A 16,470-nucleotide genomic window follows, 5' to 3' on the forward strand; every position below is an offset into this window, starting at 1 on the left:
GTGGAGTCCGCCGTGTCACTTTCGCTTTGGCAGCAGTGTCTTGCCCGATTGCAGGATGAGTTACCAGCCACAGAATTCAGTATGTGGATACGCCCGTTGCAGGCGGAATTGAGCGATAACACGCTGGCTTTGTATGCGCCAAACCGTTTCGTGCTCGATTGGGTAAGGGATAAATACCTCAATAATATTAATGGATTACTCAATAATTTCTGCGGAGCGGATGCCCCACAGCTGCGCTTTGAAGTCGGTACTAAACCCGTCACGCAAACGCTGAAAACGCCGGTCAACAACGTTGTGGCGCCCGCCCACGTGACCCAGCAAGTGCAACCGCAACGTGCCGCTCCGGCAGCGCGTTCTGGCTGGGATAACGTCCCGGCTCCGGCTGAACCTACCTATCGTTCTAACGTCAACGTCAAACACACGTTTGATAACTTCGTTGAAGGTAAATCTAACCAACTGGCGCGCGCGGCGGCACGTCAGGTGGCGGACAATCCAGGCGGCGCCTACAATCCGTTATTCCTTTATGGCGGTACGGGTCTGGGTAAAACTCACCTGTTGCACGCTGTCGGTAACGGCATTATGGCGCGTAAGCCAAACGCCAAAGTGGTGTATATGCACTCCGAGCGTTTTGTGCAGGACATGGTTAAAGCCCTGCAAAACAATGCGATCGAAGAGTTTAAACGCTACTACCGTTCCGTTGACGCGCTGCTGATTGACGATATCCAATTCTTTGCCAATAAAGAACGATCGCAGGAAGAGTTTTTCCACACCTTCAACGCCTTGCTGGAAGGTAATCAGCAGATCATCCTGACCTCGGATCGCTATCCGAAGGAGATCAATGGCGTTGAAGATCGTCTGAAATCCCGCTTCGGCTGGGGACTGACTGTCGCGATCGAACCGCCTGAACTGGAAACACGCGTCGCGATCCTGATGAAAAAGGCAGACGAAAACGACATTCGTCTGCCGGGTGAAGTGGCATTCTTTATCGCCAAGCGTCTACGCTCTAACGTGCGTGAACTGGAAGGCGCACTGAACCGCGTGATCGCCAACGCTAACTTTACTGGCCGGGCGATTACTATCGATTTCGTGCGTGAAGCGCTGCGCGATCTGCTGGCTTTGCAGGAAAAGCTGGTCACCATCGACAATATTCAAAAGACGGTGGCGGAGTATTACAAAATCAAAATTGCGGATCTGCTTTCTAAGCGTCGATCTCGCTCGGTAGCTCGTCCGCGCCAGATGGCGATGGCGCTGGCAAAAGAGCTCACTAACCACAGTCTGCCGGAAATTGGCGATGCGTTTGGTGGGCGCGACCATACTACCGTGCTTCATGCCTGCCGTAAGATTGAGCAGTTGCGTGAAGAAAGCCATGATATTAAAGAAGATTTCTCCAATTTAATCAGAACATTATCTTCGTGACGCTATGAAATTTACCGTTGAACGTGAACATTTATTAAAACCGCTTCAGCAGGTCAGCGGCCCGCTGGGTGGACGTCCTACACTGCCGATCCTCGGAAACTTGCTGCTGCAGGTTGCTGACGGCGCGCTTTCTCTGACCGGTACCGATCTCGAAATGGAGATGGTGGCGCGCGTGGCGCTGATCCAGCCTCATGAGCCTGGTGCAACCACCGTTCCGGCGCGTAAATTCTTCGATATTTGCCGCGGGTTGCCGGAAGGCGCGGAAATTGCCGTTCAACTGGAAGGCGATCGTATGCTGGTGCGTTCTGGCCGCAGCCGTTTCTCGCTGTCCACGCTGCCTGCCGCCGACTTCCCTAATCTGGACGACTGGCAGAGCGAAGTCGAATTCACGCTGCCACAGGCGACGATGAAGCGTCTGATTGAAGCCACGCAGTTCTCAATGGCGCATCAGGACGTGCGGTATTACTTAAACGGTATGTTGTTTGAAACCGAAGGGGAAGAGCTGCGTACCGTGGCGACCGACGGTCACCGCCTGGCAGTCTGTTCAATGCCTGTCGGTCAGCCGTTGCCCAGCCATTCGGTGATCGTACCGCGTAAAGGCGTGATTGAGCTGATGCGTATGCTTGACGGCGGCGACAACCCGCTGCGCGTCCAGATTGGCAGCAACAACATTCGTGCGCACGTAGGGGATTTCATTTTTACCTCCAAGCTGGTTGACGGTCGTTTCCCGGATTATCGCCGCGTACTGCCGAAGAATCCGGACAAACATCTGGAAGCCGGTTGCGATATCCTCAAGCAGGCGTTTGCTCGTGCGGCGATCCTCTCTAACGAGAAATTCCGCGGCGTGCGTCTGTATGTCAGCGAAAACCAGCTGAAAATCACCGCTAATAACCCGGAGCAGGAAGAAGCCGAAGAAATTCTGGATGTCTCCTATCCGGGTACTGAACTGGAAATCGGGTTTAACGTTAGCTACGTGCTGGACGTTCTGAACGCGCTGAAGTGCGAGAATGTGCGTATTCTGCTGACCGATTCCGTATCGAGCGTACAGATTGAAGATGCAGCGTCACAATCTGCAGCCTATGTCGTCATGCCTATGCGCTTGTAAAGAATATCGGGCTATCTTACTTGTTATTCTGGCTCCGGGCAGTGCTCGCAATCCTCACGTACTTCAGTACGCTCCGGTTGCTGTGCGCTGGCCGTAACCAGACTAACTGCGACGATAACGCCCTGGTTATGAGTTGATATGTCGCTATCCCGACTCCTGATTAAAGATTTCCGCAATATTGAAAATGCGGATCTCGCTTTATCTCCCGGCTTTAACTTCCTGGTAGGCGCTAACGGCAGCGGCAAAACCAGCGTGCTGGAAGCTATCTATACGCTCGGCCACGGCCGGGCGTTTCGTAGTTTGCAAATTGGCCGCGTGATTCGCCACGAACAAGAATCGTTTGTTTTACACGGGCGTTTGCAGGGTGATGAGCGTGAGACGTCGATTGGTCTGACGAAAGACAAACTGGGCGACAGCAAAGTGCGCATTGACGGCACTGACGGGCACAAGGTCGCCGAGCTGGCGCACCTGATGCCGATGCAACTGATAACGCCTGAAGGGTTTACTTTACTCAATGGCGGCCCCAAATACAGAAGAGCATTCCTTGACTGGGGATGCTTTCACAATGAAGCCGGCTTTTTCACTGCCTGGAGCAATCTGAAGCGGCTGCTCAAGCAGCGCAATGCGGCACTGCGCCAGGTAAGTCGTTATGAGCAACTGCGCCCGTGGGATAAAGAACTGATCCCGTTGGCGGAACAAATCAGCGCCTGGCGCGCGGAGTACAGCGCCGGTATCGCGCAAGATATGGCGGATACCTGCCAGCAGTTTCTTCCCGAGTTCTCTCTCTCCTTCTCATTCCAGCGCGGCTGGGAGAAAGAGACAGATTACGCCGAAGTGCTGGAACGCAGTTTTGAACGCGATCGCATGTTGACCTACACCGCGCACGGTCCGCATAAGGCGGATTTTCGCATTCGTGCCGACGGCGCGCCGGTGGAAGACACGTTGTCGCGTGGGCAGCTCAAGCTGCTGATGTGCGCCTTACGTCTGGCGCAAGGGGAGTTCCTGACCCGCGAAAGCGGACGGCGCTGCCTGTACCTGATAGATGATTTTGCCTCTGAACTGGATGATGCGCGTCGTGGGCTGCTGGCCAGCCGCTTAAAAGCTACGCAATCTCAAGTCTTTGTCAGCGCAATCAGCGCTGAACACGTTATAGACATGTCCGATGAAAATTCGAAGATGTTTACCGTGGAAAAGGGTAAAATAACGGATTAACCCAAGATAAAATGAGCGAGAAACGTTGATGTCGAATTCTTATGACTCCTCCAGTATCAAAGTCCTGAAAGGACTGGATGCGGTGCGTAAGCGCCCGGGTATGTATATCGGCGACACGGATGACGGCACCGGTCTGCACCACATGGTATTCGAGGTGGTAGATAACGCTATCGACGAAGCGCTCGCGGGTCACTGTAAAGATATCGTGGTAACGATTCACGCTGATAACTCCGTGTCCGTTACCGATGATGGCCGTGGTATCCCAACCGGTATTCACCCGGAAGAGGGCGTTTCGGCGGCGGAGGTTATCATGACCGTTCTGCACGCAGGCGGTAAATTTGATGATAACTCCTATAAAGTTTCCGGTGGTCTGCACGGCGTAGGTGTTTCCGTCGTTAACGCCCTGTCGCAGAAACTGGAGCTGGTGATTCGTCGTGAAGGCAAAGTGCATCAGCAAACTTACATGCACGGTGTGCCGCAGGCGCCGCTGGCGGTCACTGGCGAAACCGAAGTGACGGGGACTCAGGTACGTTTCTGGCCAAGCCACGAAACCTTTACCAACGTCGTTGAGTTCGAATACGACATTCTGGCTAAGCGTCTGCGCGAGCTGTCATTCCTGAACTCCGGCGTGTCTATTCGTCTGCGCGACAAGCGCGACGGCAAAGAAGACCATTTCCACTACGAAGGCGGCATCAAGGCGTTTGTTGAATACCTCAACAAAAACAAAACGCCGATCCATCCGAATATCTTCTACTTCTCCACTGAAAAAGACGGTATCGGCGTTGAAGTTGCGCTGCAGTGGAACGATGGTTTCCAGGAAAACATCTACTGCTTCACCAACAACATTCCGCAGCGTGACGGCGGTACTCACCTTGCAGGTTTCCGTGCGGCGATGACCCGTACCCTGAACGCCTACATGGACAAAGAAGGCTACAGCAAAAAAGCCAAAGTCAGTGCCACCGGTGACGATGCCCGTGAAGGCCTGATTGCCGTTGTTTCCGTGAAGGTGCCGGATCCGAAATTCTCCTCTCAGACCAAAGACAAGCTGGTCTCTTCTGAGGTGAAATCGGCGGTAGAACAGCAGATGAACGAACTGCTGAGCGAATACCTGCTGGAAAACCCGTCTGACGCGAAAATCGTCGTCGGCAAAATCATTGATGCTGCGCGTGCTCGTGAAGCTGCTCGTCGCGCGCGTGAAATGACCCGCCGTAAAGGTGCGCTGGACTTAGCGGGTCTGCCGGGCAAGCTGGCGGACTGTCAGGAACGCGACCCGGCTCACTCTGAACTGTACCTGGTGGAAGGGGACTCAGCGGGCGGCTCTGCGAAGCAGGGGCGTAACCGTAAGAACCAGGCGATTCTGCCGCTTAAGGGTAAAATTCTTAACGTTGAGAAGGCGCGCTTCGACAAGATGCTCTCTTCTCAGGAAGTGGCGACGCTGATCACCGCGCTGGGTTGCGGCATCGGTCGCGACGAGTACAACCCGGACAAACTGCGTTATCACAGCATCATCATCATGACCGATGCGGACGTCGATGGTTCGCACATCCGTACGCTGCTGTTGACCTTCTTCTATCGTCAGATGCCGGAAATCGTTGAGCGCGGCCACGTTTACATTGCACAGCCACCGCTGTACAAAGTGAAGAAAGGCAAGCAGGAACAGTACATCAAAGACGATGAAGCGATGGATCAGTACCAGATCTCTATCGCCCTTGATGGTGCCACGCTGCACACCAATGCCCACGCTCCGGCGCTGGCGGGTGATGCACTGGAAAAACTGGTTTCTGAATACAACGCGACCCAGAAAATGATTGGCCGTATGGAACGTCGTTTCCCGAAAGCGCTGTTGAAAGAACTGGTTTATCAACCGACGCTGGCTGAAGCCGATCTCGCTGATGAAGCGAAAGTCACTACCTGGGTGTCCCAGCTGGTTAACGTGCTGAATGAAAACGAAGTTCACGGCAGCACCTGGAACAGCTTTGTGCGTAAAGACGCTGAACTGAACCTGTTCGAGCCGGTGATCCGCGTGCGTACCCACGGCGTTGATACCGATTATCCGCTGGAGCATGAATTTGTGACCGGTGGCGAATATCGTCGTATTTGTACGCTCGGCGAGAAGCTGCGCGGTCTTATCGAAGACGATGCGTTTATCGAACGTGGCGAGCGCCGTCAGCCGGTTGCCAGCTTCGAGCAGGCGTTGGAATGGTTGCAGAAAGAATCACGTCGCGGCCTCGCTATCCAGCGTTATAAAGGTCTGGGCGAGATGAATCCGGAACAGCTGTGGGAAACTACCATGGATCCGGAAAGTCGTCGCATGCTGCGCGTTACCGTGAAAGATGCGATTGCCGCTGACCAGCTATTCACCACGCTGATGGGCGATGCCGTTGAACCGCGTCGCGCGTTTATCGAAGAGAATGCCCTGAAAGCGGCGAATATCGATATCTAAGTCGTTTTGAACATTACGATCCTGACGAAAACGCCTGAATTTGTTCAGGCGTTTTTTTATGGTCTGTCTGAAGGTGATTAGATAATCTGCCGGCCAAAAGGAATGCAGTGAGCGACTATATTATTCACCGTAACGATAAGGTTCTCATTTTCAATATTTATTTGGATATCATCATCTCCTGAAAAGTCGGTGACAGTGATATGAATGACCCGCTTTTCTGTTGAACGCATCGTGAGATACGTCAGCTCTGATATTGAGGGATTGTTTGGCCCTTTGCCGTGGAAGAGCACGCTATTACCTGCCGATAAGCAATAAACCGTGAACTTATCCGGCGACTGCCAGCGCAATTTTACGGGGGTATCCAGATTAACGGCATCAACAGCCATAATGTGCGGGAAGAGCGTGACGGTGTGCCTGGTGCAGAGCGGTTCAGCATTAATCAGGTAACTGGTATTAATCTCCTGATTGTGCGGGTTATCAACTGTAATAATATCAATTAATAAGTCGCTACTTGTGGTGATGTTTCGACGAAAAACCACGTCTTTGTAGGCCTCTGCATCCCATTCGACGCGGGTTTTACTGTCAGGGAGCATTGGCATACTTTGCCACTCGACTTCGGTAACCAGTTGTACCGTGCCATTTTCTTCACGGTATAGCACCACGCTGGGATTTGCCGGTGCCTGGTTTTTCCCATTAATACAGAGTGTGTTATGTGAAAAAGAGTTCTTAAAGTAACCGTAATGCAGCGGTGCGCCGTAGCCTGTGGTACCAAGGTCCGGAAAAATTGCCCGGCCATTATTAAACACGGTTAACCCCAGTCGATCATAGTGATCGTGCTCGCCGCCATAAGGTGTGTGTTTGACACAAATAGCACGCCCAGGTTTATTCCGGATAATCGTCAGACCGCTTTCTGCTGTATGCAGCGTCTCCTGTGGTGGTAAAAGAGCCTGTGAAGGGAGCGTTTTCCCGTAAAATACTGCATCAATACTGTTTCGAGGGTGCTGGCTGTAAATCTGTTTTAATAGCTGTCCATATTCTGGTGTGTCGTAATACCACCAGGCAAACTCATAAATATCGCTATGCGTCAGTTTTTCCTGGCCGTTCACACAGTCGTTAATTTTCGGCAGCGTCATATCTGGCATTAACTGCGTCAGTGGTACGCTCAACATTTTTGGATACCAGGCGGTTTCCAGCAAACTGTAGTCCGAACCACGGGCGACTTTTTCATAGGCGAAAAATCCCTGCAGCGCGTAAAAATGGTAATGCAGAGAACCTTCAAACCACAAACCGTCAGGCATTAAGGCATGTTCTAACTGGTATCGAAGCCCGTACTGGCTGTTAACCGCAAATTCGAGATACGTTTTATCATCTAGCACAGCCCCAATAATGCCGATTGCAGCGCTGATTTTGACTTCATGGTTGTGGATCTGATTACAGCGATGTTGCATCAGGAAATCTGCTCCCGCACGTAAGAGACGTTCAGCGATATACAGGTCTTCCTCTGCGGTGAGTTTATTGCGGATAATGTCGAAGCCTCTGGCAAAATCGGAATGGCAGTTGGCCTCGCATAATGTCTGTGCATTTGCTTTTCCGGGGCCATTGTAGGGAATTCTGCCGTGCTCCTGATAATCCGGATAATATCTGGCGTAAAGCATCAGAATATCCCGCACTTTGCTGAGATAACGGGCCTCATCGGTCAGCAACCACAGTACCGCCAGTTCATAACACGCTTTTGCATTTAAGCCATTAAGCCAGCGCCACCATGCGCCATCATAAGGCTCACCGGAAAATGTTGTACCATCCACGGGGCAGCGATGCACTTCTGGCGAATGGCGATCCCACATTAAACGTACGCTGTGCTCCGGGCAAAAAAAGTAGTGGTTCCAGGTCGCGCACCCCGTTTCAGGAACCAGAACCGGATTATTGATAACATCGCTGTTGCTTGCTATCAGCGCGTTTATCATCTCTGGCCTGGCGAGTTCACGGGCCTGCAGTACTTGCTTTTGTGTAAACTGCTTCATATCATCCTCGTTATTTCACCAGCACCGATCCTGGGATCAGGATATTGATATCCTTAGGGTTTTCCTTTGTCATAATGGCTGCATTTTTAATGAAGCTCATATCCTGATACGCTCTTGCAGCCGCGAGTAATGGTCCTGTTGCTTCAGAAGGCGTATAGCGGATATCTTCATGCCCCCAGGCTGTCTGCGGCTTGCCGGTTTGTTCGCTTATCAGCAAAAAGGCTTTTTTCATCGTGCGGTTATCCAATTCGAAACCCCAGACATCATTTTGCGCTTTCTCGCCATAGCGTCCCATGTGTGCATAAGCGGATAGTGCAAAATTAGTGTAATGGAACGAGCGTGTGCGCTCGGTTTCAGATGTGATTTCCCCGGCAGCGTTTACCTGAGAAATCAGGTGGCGCAATTTGAAAATTTCCACCTGCCGTGATGCTTGCTGCTGTTGATCGGTAAACAGAGAAAATGCTGTAACCTGCGCGTCATACCATGCGCCGTGATTGTTATACCAGTTCGACTCTTCAAAGCCGTTGTGACTCGTTAACAACCATTGTGTATAGTCTGCATACCATTTTTTATACCCTTTCAGCGCCTGCGAGGGGATATGACCCGAGTTTTCCAGCAAAACAATGCTGTCAGCCACATCGATCAAAACGCGGGTATCGATAATCCCAATTCCACGTCCGTCGACTTTTCCGGGGATCGCCTGTGCATAGTTTAAGTTAGGGTTCATTCGGGTTTTACTGTCGAGAAACCAGGCCTGTAACAATTGCTGCGCTTTTTTCGCATATTTATCCTCGCCACTGTAAAACCACGCCAGCGCCAGCGCCCGAACATCATCGGAGAATTGCACCATGCGCTTACTGTCGGTACCGTTCGTTTTAGAATCCGGGTTTATTTGTCCATCTTTACGGATATAGGGCATGCCATTTTTACTATCAGGATTTGGCCACCAGTAGGGACCAAAGCTGTAGTAGTCATGTTTATTTCCAGAAACCGGCGTTAAGGTTTTGTCCATGACCGAATACACGGAATGAGTGAGCGCCATGTCAGCCTGTTGCAACAGTGCTTGCCAGGCTGGTGTGTATTGGACATCGTGTTGACTAATGCTTTGCTTGATGCTCAACATTTGTTCACAATCATAAGTCAGGCAAGGGTCATGTTGAGCGGCCAGGATAGTATTTTGTGAACAGAAAACCCCGCTGACAATTAATGCCAGAAAATGTATTTTACATTTCATCTTTTTTAGCCTGTTTATTCGAAGTTGATGGTTAATCCGATGCGGAAGCGGTTTTCTGTTAATCCTGACTCGCTATTATATTTTCCTTGTTGCTCCATATAATCCCACTCAACATAAGGTTGAAATGTTTTGTTGAGTTTATATTTAATGACCAGATCATTTTCATAGGCACTTTTCTTGCCATTGTTATAATGGAAATCATTCACATAGCGATAGAACACGGGGTTATCCTGAATACTAAAGTATTCATTCTGCCAGCCGAGATATAAATCCAGTCGTTCAACGCTTCCTTTATCCTGAGTACCCGAAAGATCTTTTGAGTCATACTGATTCCAGTCATAACGAAAACGAACTCCAGAGTAGACCGTATCAGTCATATTCCAGATTATTTTGACGTAAGGGCGAACTTGTGCGCCATCGGTGCTCCAGTGATAAACTATCCCCGGCTGTATTGCCACCATTGGGCTTAGTTTATATTTATAGTTCCCTTCAATTTCATTGTAACTGATCGTGGATTGATCGAGGTTATCGTTACCTTGCTTATTATCGGTTTCCATACTCAGCCAGTAACCGGATTTAAAACTTTGGCTCATTTTAAAGCGAGACTCGTAACTATGGCTGGCCTCTTTATAGCCGCCACGCATATCAAATGTCATGGCGTGGCCGACGATAGGGCAGCAGCAAGCCGCCAGCAATAAAGCTGTTTTTTTCATAAAAAGTTTTCCTTGCCGATAATTTATGCCGTGATGGCTTGTGTGGTTTTTTTAGGTGTTTTTATTAGGGTCCACAGGAAAAGTGCGCCGATTAAATCGAAAACGCCCAATCCTACGAAAAAGGCGTTATAACCGATAACAGTAACCATGGCGCCGAGGAACAAACCAAATAAGAAATTACCCATACTACCGGTAAATGCGGCAAAGCCTGTTGCAGTCCCTACTTCCTGTTTAGGAAACAGATCGGAAGACATACTGATGACCGTGATAGACAGGCACTGGTGGGCGAAGCCCGCAACACAGAATAGGGCAATCGCAATATAAACATCGGTAACAAAGCCAACGGCTGCCATCGATAACATCAAAATAGAGGCGAACGTGAAGGTGATCCGTTTTGCATTCAGTACACAGAAACCTCGATTAACCAGTATGCGAGACAGATAACCCGCAAAGATACAGCCGAAATCAGCCGTCAGAAAGGGGAGCCAGGCGAACATTGCGATATGTGCCATATCCATATGGCGAACGGTGACAAGATACAGCGGCATCCAGTAATGCAGCGTTCCCCATGCAGGATCGGCCATAAAGCGGGGTAATGAGATAGCCCATAAATTGCGGTTAGTGATAATAGAACGAAGCGTCGCTTTTTCTTTTACCACTTCGATTTGGTCGGCAAGGACTGCATCATGTTCCGCTTTGATCAGTGCAGGATGTTGTTCTGGTGAGCGATAGAAAATGTACCAGATTACCGCCCATACAATTCCTATTGCACCAGTAACGACAAATGACATTTCCCAGTTGTAATTAACGATCGCCCACACGACTAACGGCGGCGCCAGCATCGCACCGACGGAGGTTCCCAGACTATAAACGCCACAGGCTAATCCTCTTTCCTTTGCTGGAAACCACTCGGCGGTAACTTTCATACCCGCCGGGTTAAAGGCGGCCTCCGTTAACCCTAAACCACCGCGCAGCCATGCCATTGGCAACCAGGTGCTACATAGGCCTGTGAGCATATTGAAGATTGACCACAGGGCCGCCAGTAGAGCAAAACTTAATCGCAAACCGAATTTATCGATAATAAAGCCGCATGCGATGCCGCCAATCGCATAAGTGAAGGGGAAGACAGAGACAATCCAGGAATACTGCTCGCTCGACAGCCCTAATGTTTTCATCATCTCAGGAGCAGCTACCCCGAGGGTGCTTCTTGCGAGATAGTTGGTAATGGTGCCCAGCATCACAAGGACGATGATATACCATCGCAAATTCTTAATTTTCATTGTTGGTCTCATGTATACAGTTAATGATTTTAAGAAACAGTGAATCTATAAAAATGAAACGCTGTTTTGTATGCATAAGACTCAAAAATGATATTAATTTCCGTGAGGAAATTCACACTTACATGAAGCAAAGAAATACACAAAATATTTTGTGTATAAAAAAATGAATGTGATATGTTGTTTTTTCCTTGTTTTTCATCGTGTTATTCATGACTCCTGAAAGGAAAAATAATTATTATGTGAAAGCAATGGAATATGCATAATTATTGTGAATAAAAAACATTAAATAATAGATTTTTAATATTGAAGTTTGTGATGGTTTATCTACTGATACCGTTTTATTTAAAATAAAATGTTAACGTGTCTATTGTCTGGAAGTTGGCGGAGTTTGTGATTTAATATCTATTGTCGATTTAATTTTAATAATCATACACAATGTTAATGATTAACTTTGTCGGTTAACGCGTGTGCGTAAACGGTAATGAGGATTGCTTTGTCGTTATTCAGCCCCTTTTCGTAGCTGTTTTTTGAGCGGAATCGCGTTAGCATGAGGATGGACTCATTTAATCCGGGGAACTCATGGCTATCAAACTTATTGCTATCGACATGGATGGCACACTTCTGCTGCCCGATCACACCATTTCACCTGCGGTCAAAACGGCGATTGCCGCAGCGCGAGCGCGTGGCGTAAATGTGGTGCTGACCACGGGGCGCCCCTATGCCGGCGTCCACAGCTATCTGAAAGAACTACATATGGAACAGCCCGGTGACTACTGCATTACCTACAATGGAGCGCTGGTGCAGAAAGCCGGGGATGGCAGTACCGTAGCGCAAACTGCGCTAAGCTATGACGATTATCGCTATCTGGAGCAACTTTCCCGGGAAGTCGGCTCGCATTTCCACGCTCTCGATCGCAACACGCTGTATACCGCTAATCGCGATATCAGCTACTACACGGTGCATGAATCGTTTGTCGCGACCATCCCGCTGGTGTTCTGTGAAGCCGAGAAAATGGATCCCGCAACCCAGTTCCTGAAAGTGATGATGATTGACGAACCGGAGATCCTCGATAAAGCCATCTCGCGCATCCCAGCAGAAGTTAAAGAGAAGTACACCGTACTGAAAAGTGCGCCGTATTTCCTCGAAATTCTCGATAAACGCGTCAATAAAGGTACTGGCGTAAAATCGCTGGCCGACGCGTTAGGAATTAAAGCCGAAGAGGTGATGGCTATTGGCGATCAGGAAAACGACATCGCGATGATTGAATACGCAGGTGTGGGCGTTGCCATGGACAACGCTATTCCATCAGTCAAAGAAATCGCCAACTTCGTGACCAAATCTAACCTCGAAGATGGCGTCGCGTATGCCATTGAGAAGTTTGCGCTGAATTAAGTCCGCTTCGTCAGGTTACAACCCGTGCTAAGCGCGGGTTTTTTTATGTCTCTTTTTACCGTCCAGATAACATTCTTTTTACCATTTGTAGTTTTTGTGATCTAAATTGTAGTACAACATTTATTGTTTGTACTACATTAGTCGTGTGACAACGATGATAGATATCATGGTCGTACTACAAAATTGAGGTGAATTTCAGCGGTGACGGTAAAGTAGAGCAGAACATTCAGAGCACAAGGACTATCCATGACTCTCAACAAGACCGATCGCATTGTTATCACCCTGGGCAAACAGATTATCAGTGGCAAATACGTACCGGGGTCGGCACTACCGGCGGAAGCGGATTTATGCGAGGAATTTGAAACCTCGCGCAACATCATTCGTGAAGTGTTCCGTTCGCTTATGGCGAAGAGGCTCATTGAAATGAAACGCTACCGCGGGGCGTTTGTTGCACCACGAAACCAGTGGAATTACCTCGATACAGATGTACTGCAATGGGTGCTGGAAAACGACTATGACCCGCGTCTGATTAGCGCGATGAGTGAAGTTCGTAATCTGGTGGAACCGGCGATTGCTCGCTGGGCAGCGGAGCGGGCGAACTCGAGCGATCTGGCTGAAATCGAGTCGGCGCTTAATGACATGATTGCCAACAACCAGGACAGGGATGCTTTTAATGAAGCTGATATTCGCTATCACGAGGCGGTTTTACAGTCGGTACATAACCCTGTTTTACAACAACTTAGCATAGCGATTAGTTCGCTACAACGCGCGGTTTTTGAACGAACCTGGATGGGGGATGAGGCCAACATGCCGAAGACACTCCAGGAACATAAGGCGCTATTCGATGCGATACGGCACCAGGATAGCAATGCGGCAGAGCAGGCGGCTTTAACTATGATCGCCAGCTCAACACGAAGGCTCAAGGACATCACATGACAGCTCGCTACATCGCAATTGACTGGGGATCAACCAATTTGCGCGCCTGGCTTTACCAGGGCGACAAATGCCTGGAGAGCAGGCAATCAGAAGCAGGCGTTACGCGTCTGAACGGTAAATCTCCCGCAGCGGTGTTAGCTGAGGTTACACAAAACTGGCGCAACAGCGCCACCCCTGTGGTGATGGCGGGAATGGTAGGCAGTAACGTGGGTTGGAAAGAGGCTCCTTATCTGGCCGTTCCCGCCCAATTCTCTGCCATTGGCGAGCAGTTAACCTCTGTTGGCGACAATATCTGGATTATTCCCGGACTTTGCGTTTCTCGTGAGGATAACCACAATGTGATACGCGGCGAAGAGACCCAGCTATTGGGCGCCCGTACACTTTCACCCTCTCCTGTCTATGTCATGCCGGGTACTCATTGCAAATGGGTTCTGGCGGATGCACAGCAAATTCATGATTTCCGTACCGTGATGACCGGTGAGTTACATCATTTGCTGCTGCGCCATTCACTGTTGGGGGCGGGATTGCCGGAGCAGGAAGCCTCGGCCGGTGCATTCTCTGCGGGACTGATGCGCGGTCTCGCCACGCCAGCCGTTTTGCCGCAACTCTTTGAAGTTCGTGCCTCGCATGTACTGGGAACACTCCCGCGAGAGCAGGTTAGCGAATTTCTCTCCGGCCTGCTGATTGGCGCAGAAGTCGCCAGTATGAGCGAACAATTCGCTGCCGGGCAGGCTATTACTCTCGTCGCAGGTTCAGCCCTGACCTCACGTTATCAGCAGGCATTTCACGCCATTGGACGTGAGGTATCTGCAGTATCCGGCGACGCGGCATTTCAGGCAGGCATAAGGAGTATCGCTCATGCAGTGGCAAACTAATCTTCCGCTAATTGCAATATTACGTGGTGTAACGCCCGATGAAGCGCTGGCGCACGTCGGTGCGGTCATTGACGCGGGTTTCGATGCGGTAGAGATCCCGCTTAATTCCCCACAGTGGGAAAAGAGCATTCCGGCAATTGTGGATGCGTATGGCGACAAGGCTCTAATTGGCGCTGGAACCGTGCTCAAACCGGAGCAAGTTGACCAGCTTGCACAAATGGGCTGTAAGCTTATCGTCACGCCCAATATTCAACCCGAGGTGATCCGTCGAGCGGTGGGCTATGGCATGACAGTTTGTCCTGGTTGTGCGACCGCTAGTGAAGCCTTTACTGCGCTGGATGCTGGCGCGCAGGCGCTAAAAATATTCCCTTCATCCGCTTTTGGCCCTGACTATATCAAAGCGCTGAAAGCGGTACTTCCGCCAGATGTTACTGTGTTTGCCGTTGGCGGTGTGACGCCGGAAAACCTGAATCAATGGATCAATGCAGGTTGTGTAGGTGCAGGACTGGGCAGCGATCTCTATCGCGCCGGGCAGTCTGTTGAACGTACCGTGCAGCAGGCTGTGGCATTTGTAAAAGCGTATCGAGAGGCAATGAAATGAAAATTACTAAAATCACCACGTACCGTTTACCCCCGCGCTGGATGTTTTTAAAGATTGAAACAGATGAGGGGATTGTTGGCTGGGGTGAACCGGTCATTGAAGGGCGGGCACGCACTGTGGAAGCGGCGGTTCACGAGCTTGGTGATTATCTGATTGGCCAGGATCCCGCGCGTATTAACGATCTCTGGCAGGTGATGTACCGGGCTGGTTTTTATCGCGGTGGTCCTATCATGATGAGTGCAATCGCTGGTATTGACCAGGCGCTGTGGGATATCAAAGGTAAAGTGCTGAACGCACCTGTATGGCAACTGATGGGGGGGCTGGTTCGCGATAAAATCAAAGCCTATAGCTGGGTTGGTGGAGATCGTCCAGCAGAAGTGATTGACGGTATTAAGAAGTTGCGCAGCATTGGTTTTGATACCTTCAAACTGAACGGCTGTGAAGAGATGGGCGTCATTGACAATTCGCGAGCCGTGGACGCTGCGGTAAATACAGTGGCGCAAATTCGCGAAGCCTTTGGCAATGAAATTGAGTTTGGCCTTGATTTCCATGGTCGTGTTAGCGCCCCGATGGCAAAAGTATTAATTAAAGAGTTGGAACAATACCGACCTCTGTTTATTGAAGAGCCGGTACTGGCTGAACAGGCTGAATATTATCCGAAGCTGGCGGCACAAACACATATTCCTATTGCTGCCGGTGAACGCATGTTCTCACGTTTCGAATTTAAACGCGTGCTGGAAGCTGGTGGCCTGGCAATTCTACAACCCGACCTGTCACATGCTGGTGGTATTACCGAGTGCTATAAAATTGCCGGAATGGCGGAAGCTTACGATGTGGCGCTGGCTCCGCACTGCCCGCTGGGGCCAATTGCGTTAGCTGCCTGTCTGCACATTGACTTCGTCTCGCGAAACGCGGTATTCCAGGAGCAAAGCATGGGTATTCACTACAATAAGGGCGCTGAGTTACTCGACTTTGTGAAAAACAAAGAAGATTTCAATATGGAAGGTGGATTCTTTAAACCGCTAATGAAAGCGGGTCTGGGCGTAGAAATTGATGAAGCTCGGGTGATTGAGCTCAGCAAAAATGCACCGGACTGGCGTAATCCGTTGTGGCGGCATGAGGATGGCAGCGTCGCCGAATGGTAAATGCGCGTTATACTTCGCACTGGTGGTTCGTTGGCTGTATTTTCTTACCCTGGTCGTATGCTCCCGGGGATGTGAAAACTTGCTGCCTTCACCCAGC

At 50.1% G+C, this 16,470-nt stretch carries 13 protein-coding genes; 9 read left to right on the plus strand and 4 right to left on the minus strand.

The window, feature by feature from the left end; genetic code table 11:
• Positions 1-12: 12 nt before the first annotated feature.
• From dnaA to gyrB, 4 genes are all read left to right on the plus strand, one after another.
• Positions 13-1,416, plus strand: coding sequence for a chromosomal replication initiator protein DnaA (dnaA, locus tag NMD08_RS00005; protein WP_003844433.1), 1,404 nt, complete (start codon positions 13-15; stop codon positions 1,414-1,416).
• A 4-nt stretch (positions 1,417-1,420) separates the two neighbouring features.
• Positions 1,421-2,521, plus strand: coding sequence for a DNA polymerase III subunit beta (gene dnaN, locus NMD08_RS00010; protein ID WP_005121477.1), 1,101 nt, complete (start codon positions 1,421-1,423; stop codon positions 2,519-2,521).
• Between the two features lie 138 nt (positions 2,522-2,659).
• Positions 2,660-3,733, plus strand: a complete 1,074-nt coding sequence (recF, locus tag NMD08_RS00015; protein WP_151224039.1) for a DNA replication/repair protein RecF — start codon at positions 2,660-2,662, stop codon at positions 3,731-3,733.
• A gap of 28 nt (positions 3,734-3,761) precedes the next feature.
• On the plus strand, positions 3,762-6,176 hold the full coding sequence (gyrB, locus tag NMD08_RS00020; protein ID WP_187253929.1) for a DNA topoisomerase (ATP-hydrolyzing) subunit B: 2,415 nt from the start codon (positions 3,762-3,764) through the stop codon (positions 6,174-6,176).
• A gap of 77 nt (positions 6,177-6,253) precedes the next feature.
• On the opposite strand, the gene NMD08_RS00025 is transcribed toward gyrB, so the two are convergent.
• Genes NMD08_RS00025 through NMD08_RS00040 form a run of 4 tightly spaced genes read right to left on the minus strand, consistent with a single transcriptional unit; the run spans position 6,254 to position 11,424 of the window.
• Entirely contained in the window at positions 6,254-8,197 is a 1,944-nt protein-coding gene (locus NMD08_RS00025) for a heparinase II/III family protein (RefSeq protein ID WP_370619280.1), read from the minus strand.
• A 10-nt stretch (positions 8,198-8,207) separates the two neighbouring features.
• Positions 8,208-9,431: an alginate lyase family protein gene (locus tag NMD08_RS00030; protein ID WP_210904061.1), complete on the minus strand. Its 1,224-nt coding sequence runs from the start codon at positions 9,429-9,431 to the stop codon at positions 8,208-8,210.
• 14 nt (positions 9,432-9,445) lie between these two features.
• The gene (locus NMD08_RS00035; protein ID WP_210904062.1) at positions 9,446-10,144 is read right to left on the minus strand and encodes an oligogalacturonate-specific porin KdgM family protein; all 699 of its coding nucleotides are present in this window, start codon (positions 10,142-10,144) and stop codon (positions 9,446-9,448) included.
• Positions 10,145-10,167: 23 nt separating this feature from the next.
• Entirely contained in the window at positions 10,168-11,424 is a 1,257-nt protein-coding gene (locus NMD08_RS00040) for an MFS transporter (RefSeq protein ID WP_187253925.1), read from the minus strand.
• 579 nt (positions 11,425-12,003) lie between these two features.
• Here NMD08_RS00040 and yidA point away from each other — a divergent pair.
• The 5 genes from yidA to dgoD all read left to right on the plus strand — a co-directional run bounded on the left by yidA (position 12,004) and on the right by dgoD (position 16,373).
• Complete coding sequence (gene yidA / locus NMD08_RS00045; RefSeq protein ID WP_003023871.1) at positions 12,004-12,816, plus strand: sugar-phosphatase; 813 nt, start codon at positions 12,004-12,006, stop codon at positions 12,814-12,816.
• Between the two features lie 246 nt (positions 12,817-13,062).
• Positions 13,063-13,752, plus strand: coding sequence for a D-galactonate utilization transcriptional regulator DgoR (gene dgoR / locus NMD08_RS00050; RefSeq protein ID WP_151224037.1), 690 nt, complete (start codon positions 13,063-13,065; stop codon positions 13,750-13,752).
• The gene (locus tag NMD08_RS00055) at positions 13,749-14,627 is read left to right on the plus strand and encodes a 2-dehydro-3-deoxygalactonokinase (RefSeq protein ID WP_151224036.1); all 879 of its coding nucleotides are present in this window, start codon (positions 13,749-13,751) and stop codon (positions 14,625-14,627) included. Before dgoR ends, NMD08_RS00055 begins: the two co-directional genes overlap by 4 nt.
• Complete coding sequence (locus NMD08_RS00060; RefSeq protein ID WP_370619283.1) at positions 14,611-15,228, plus strand: 2-dehydro-3-deoxy-6-phosphogalactonate aldolase; 618 nt, start codon at positions 14,611-14,613, stop codon at positions 15,226-15,228. Before NMD08_RS00055 ends, NMD08_RS00060 begins: the two co-directional genes overlap by 17 nt.
• Complete coding sequence (gene dgoD, locus NMD08_RS00065) at positions 15,225-16,373, plus strand: galactonate dehydratase (protein ID WP_151217134.1); 1,149 nt, start codon at positions 15,225-15,227, stop codon at positions 16,371-16,373. The genes NMD08_RS00060 and dgoD overlap by 4 nt, the downstream gene beginning before the upstream one ends.
• Positions 16,374-16,470: the final 97 nt, after the last annotated feature.

It is taken from the genome of Citrobacter meridianamericanus, from assembly GCF_041320245.1.
Lineage (GTDB): Bacteria > Pseudomonadota > Gammaproteobacteria > Enterobacterales > Enterobacteriaceae > Citrobacter > Citrobacter meridianamericanus.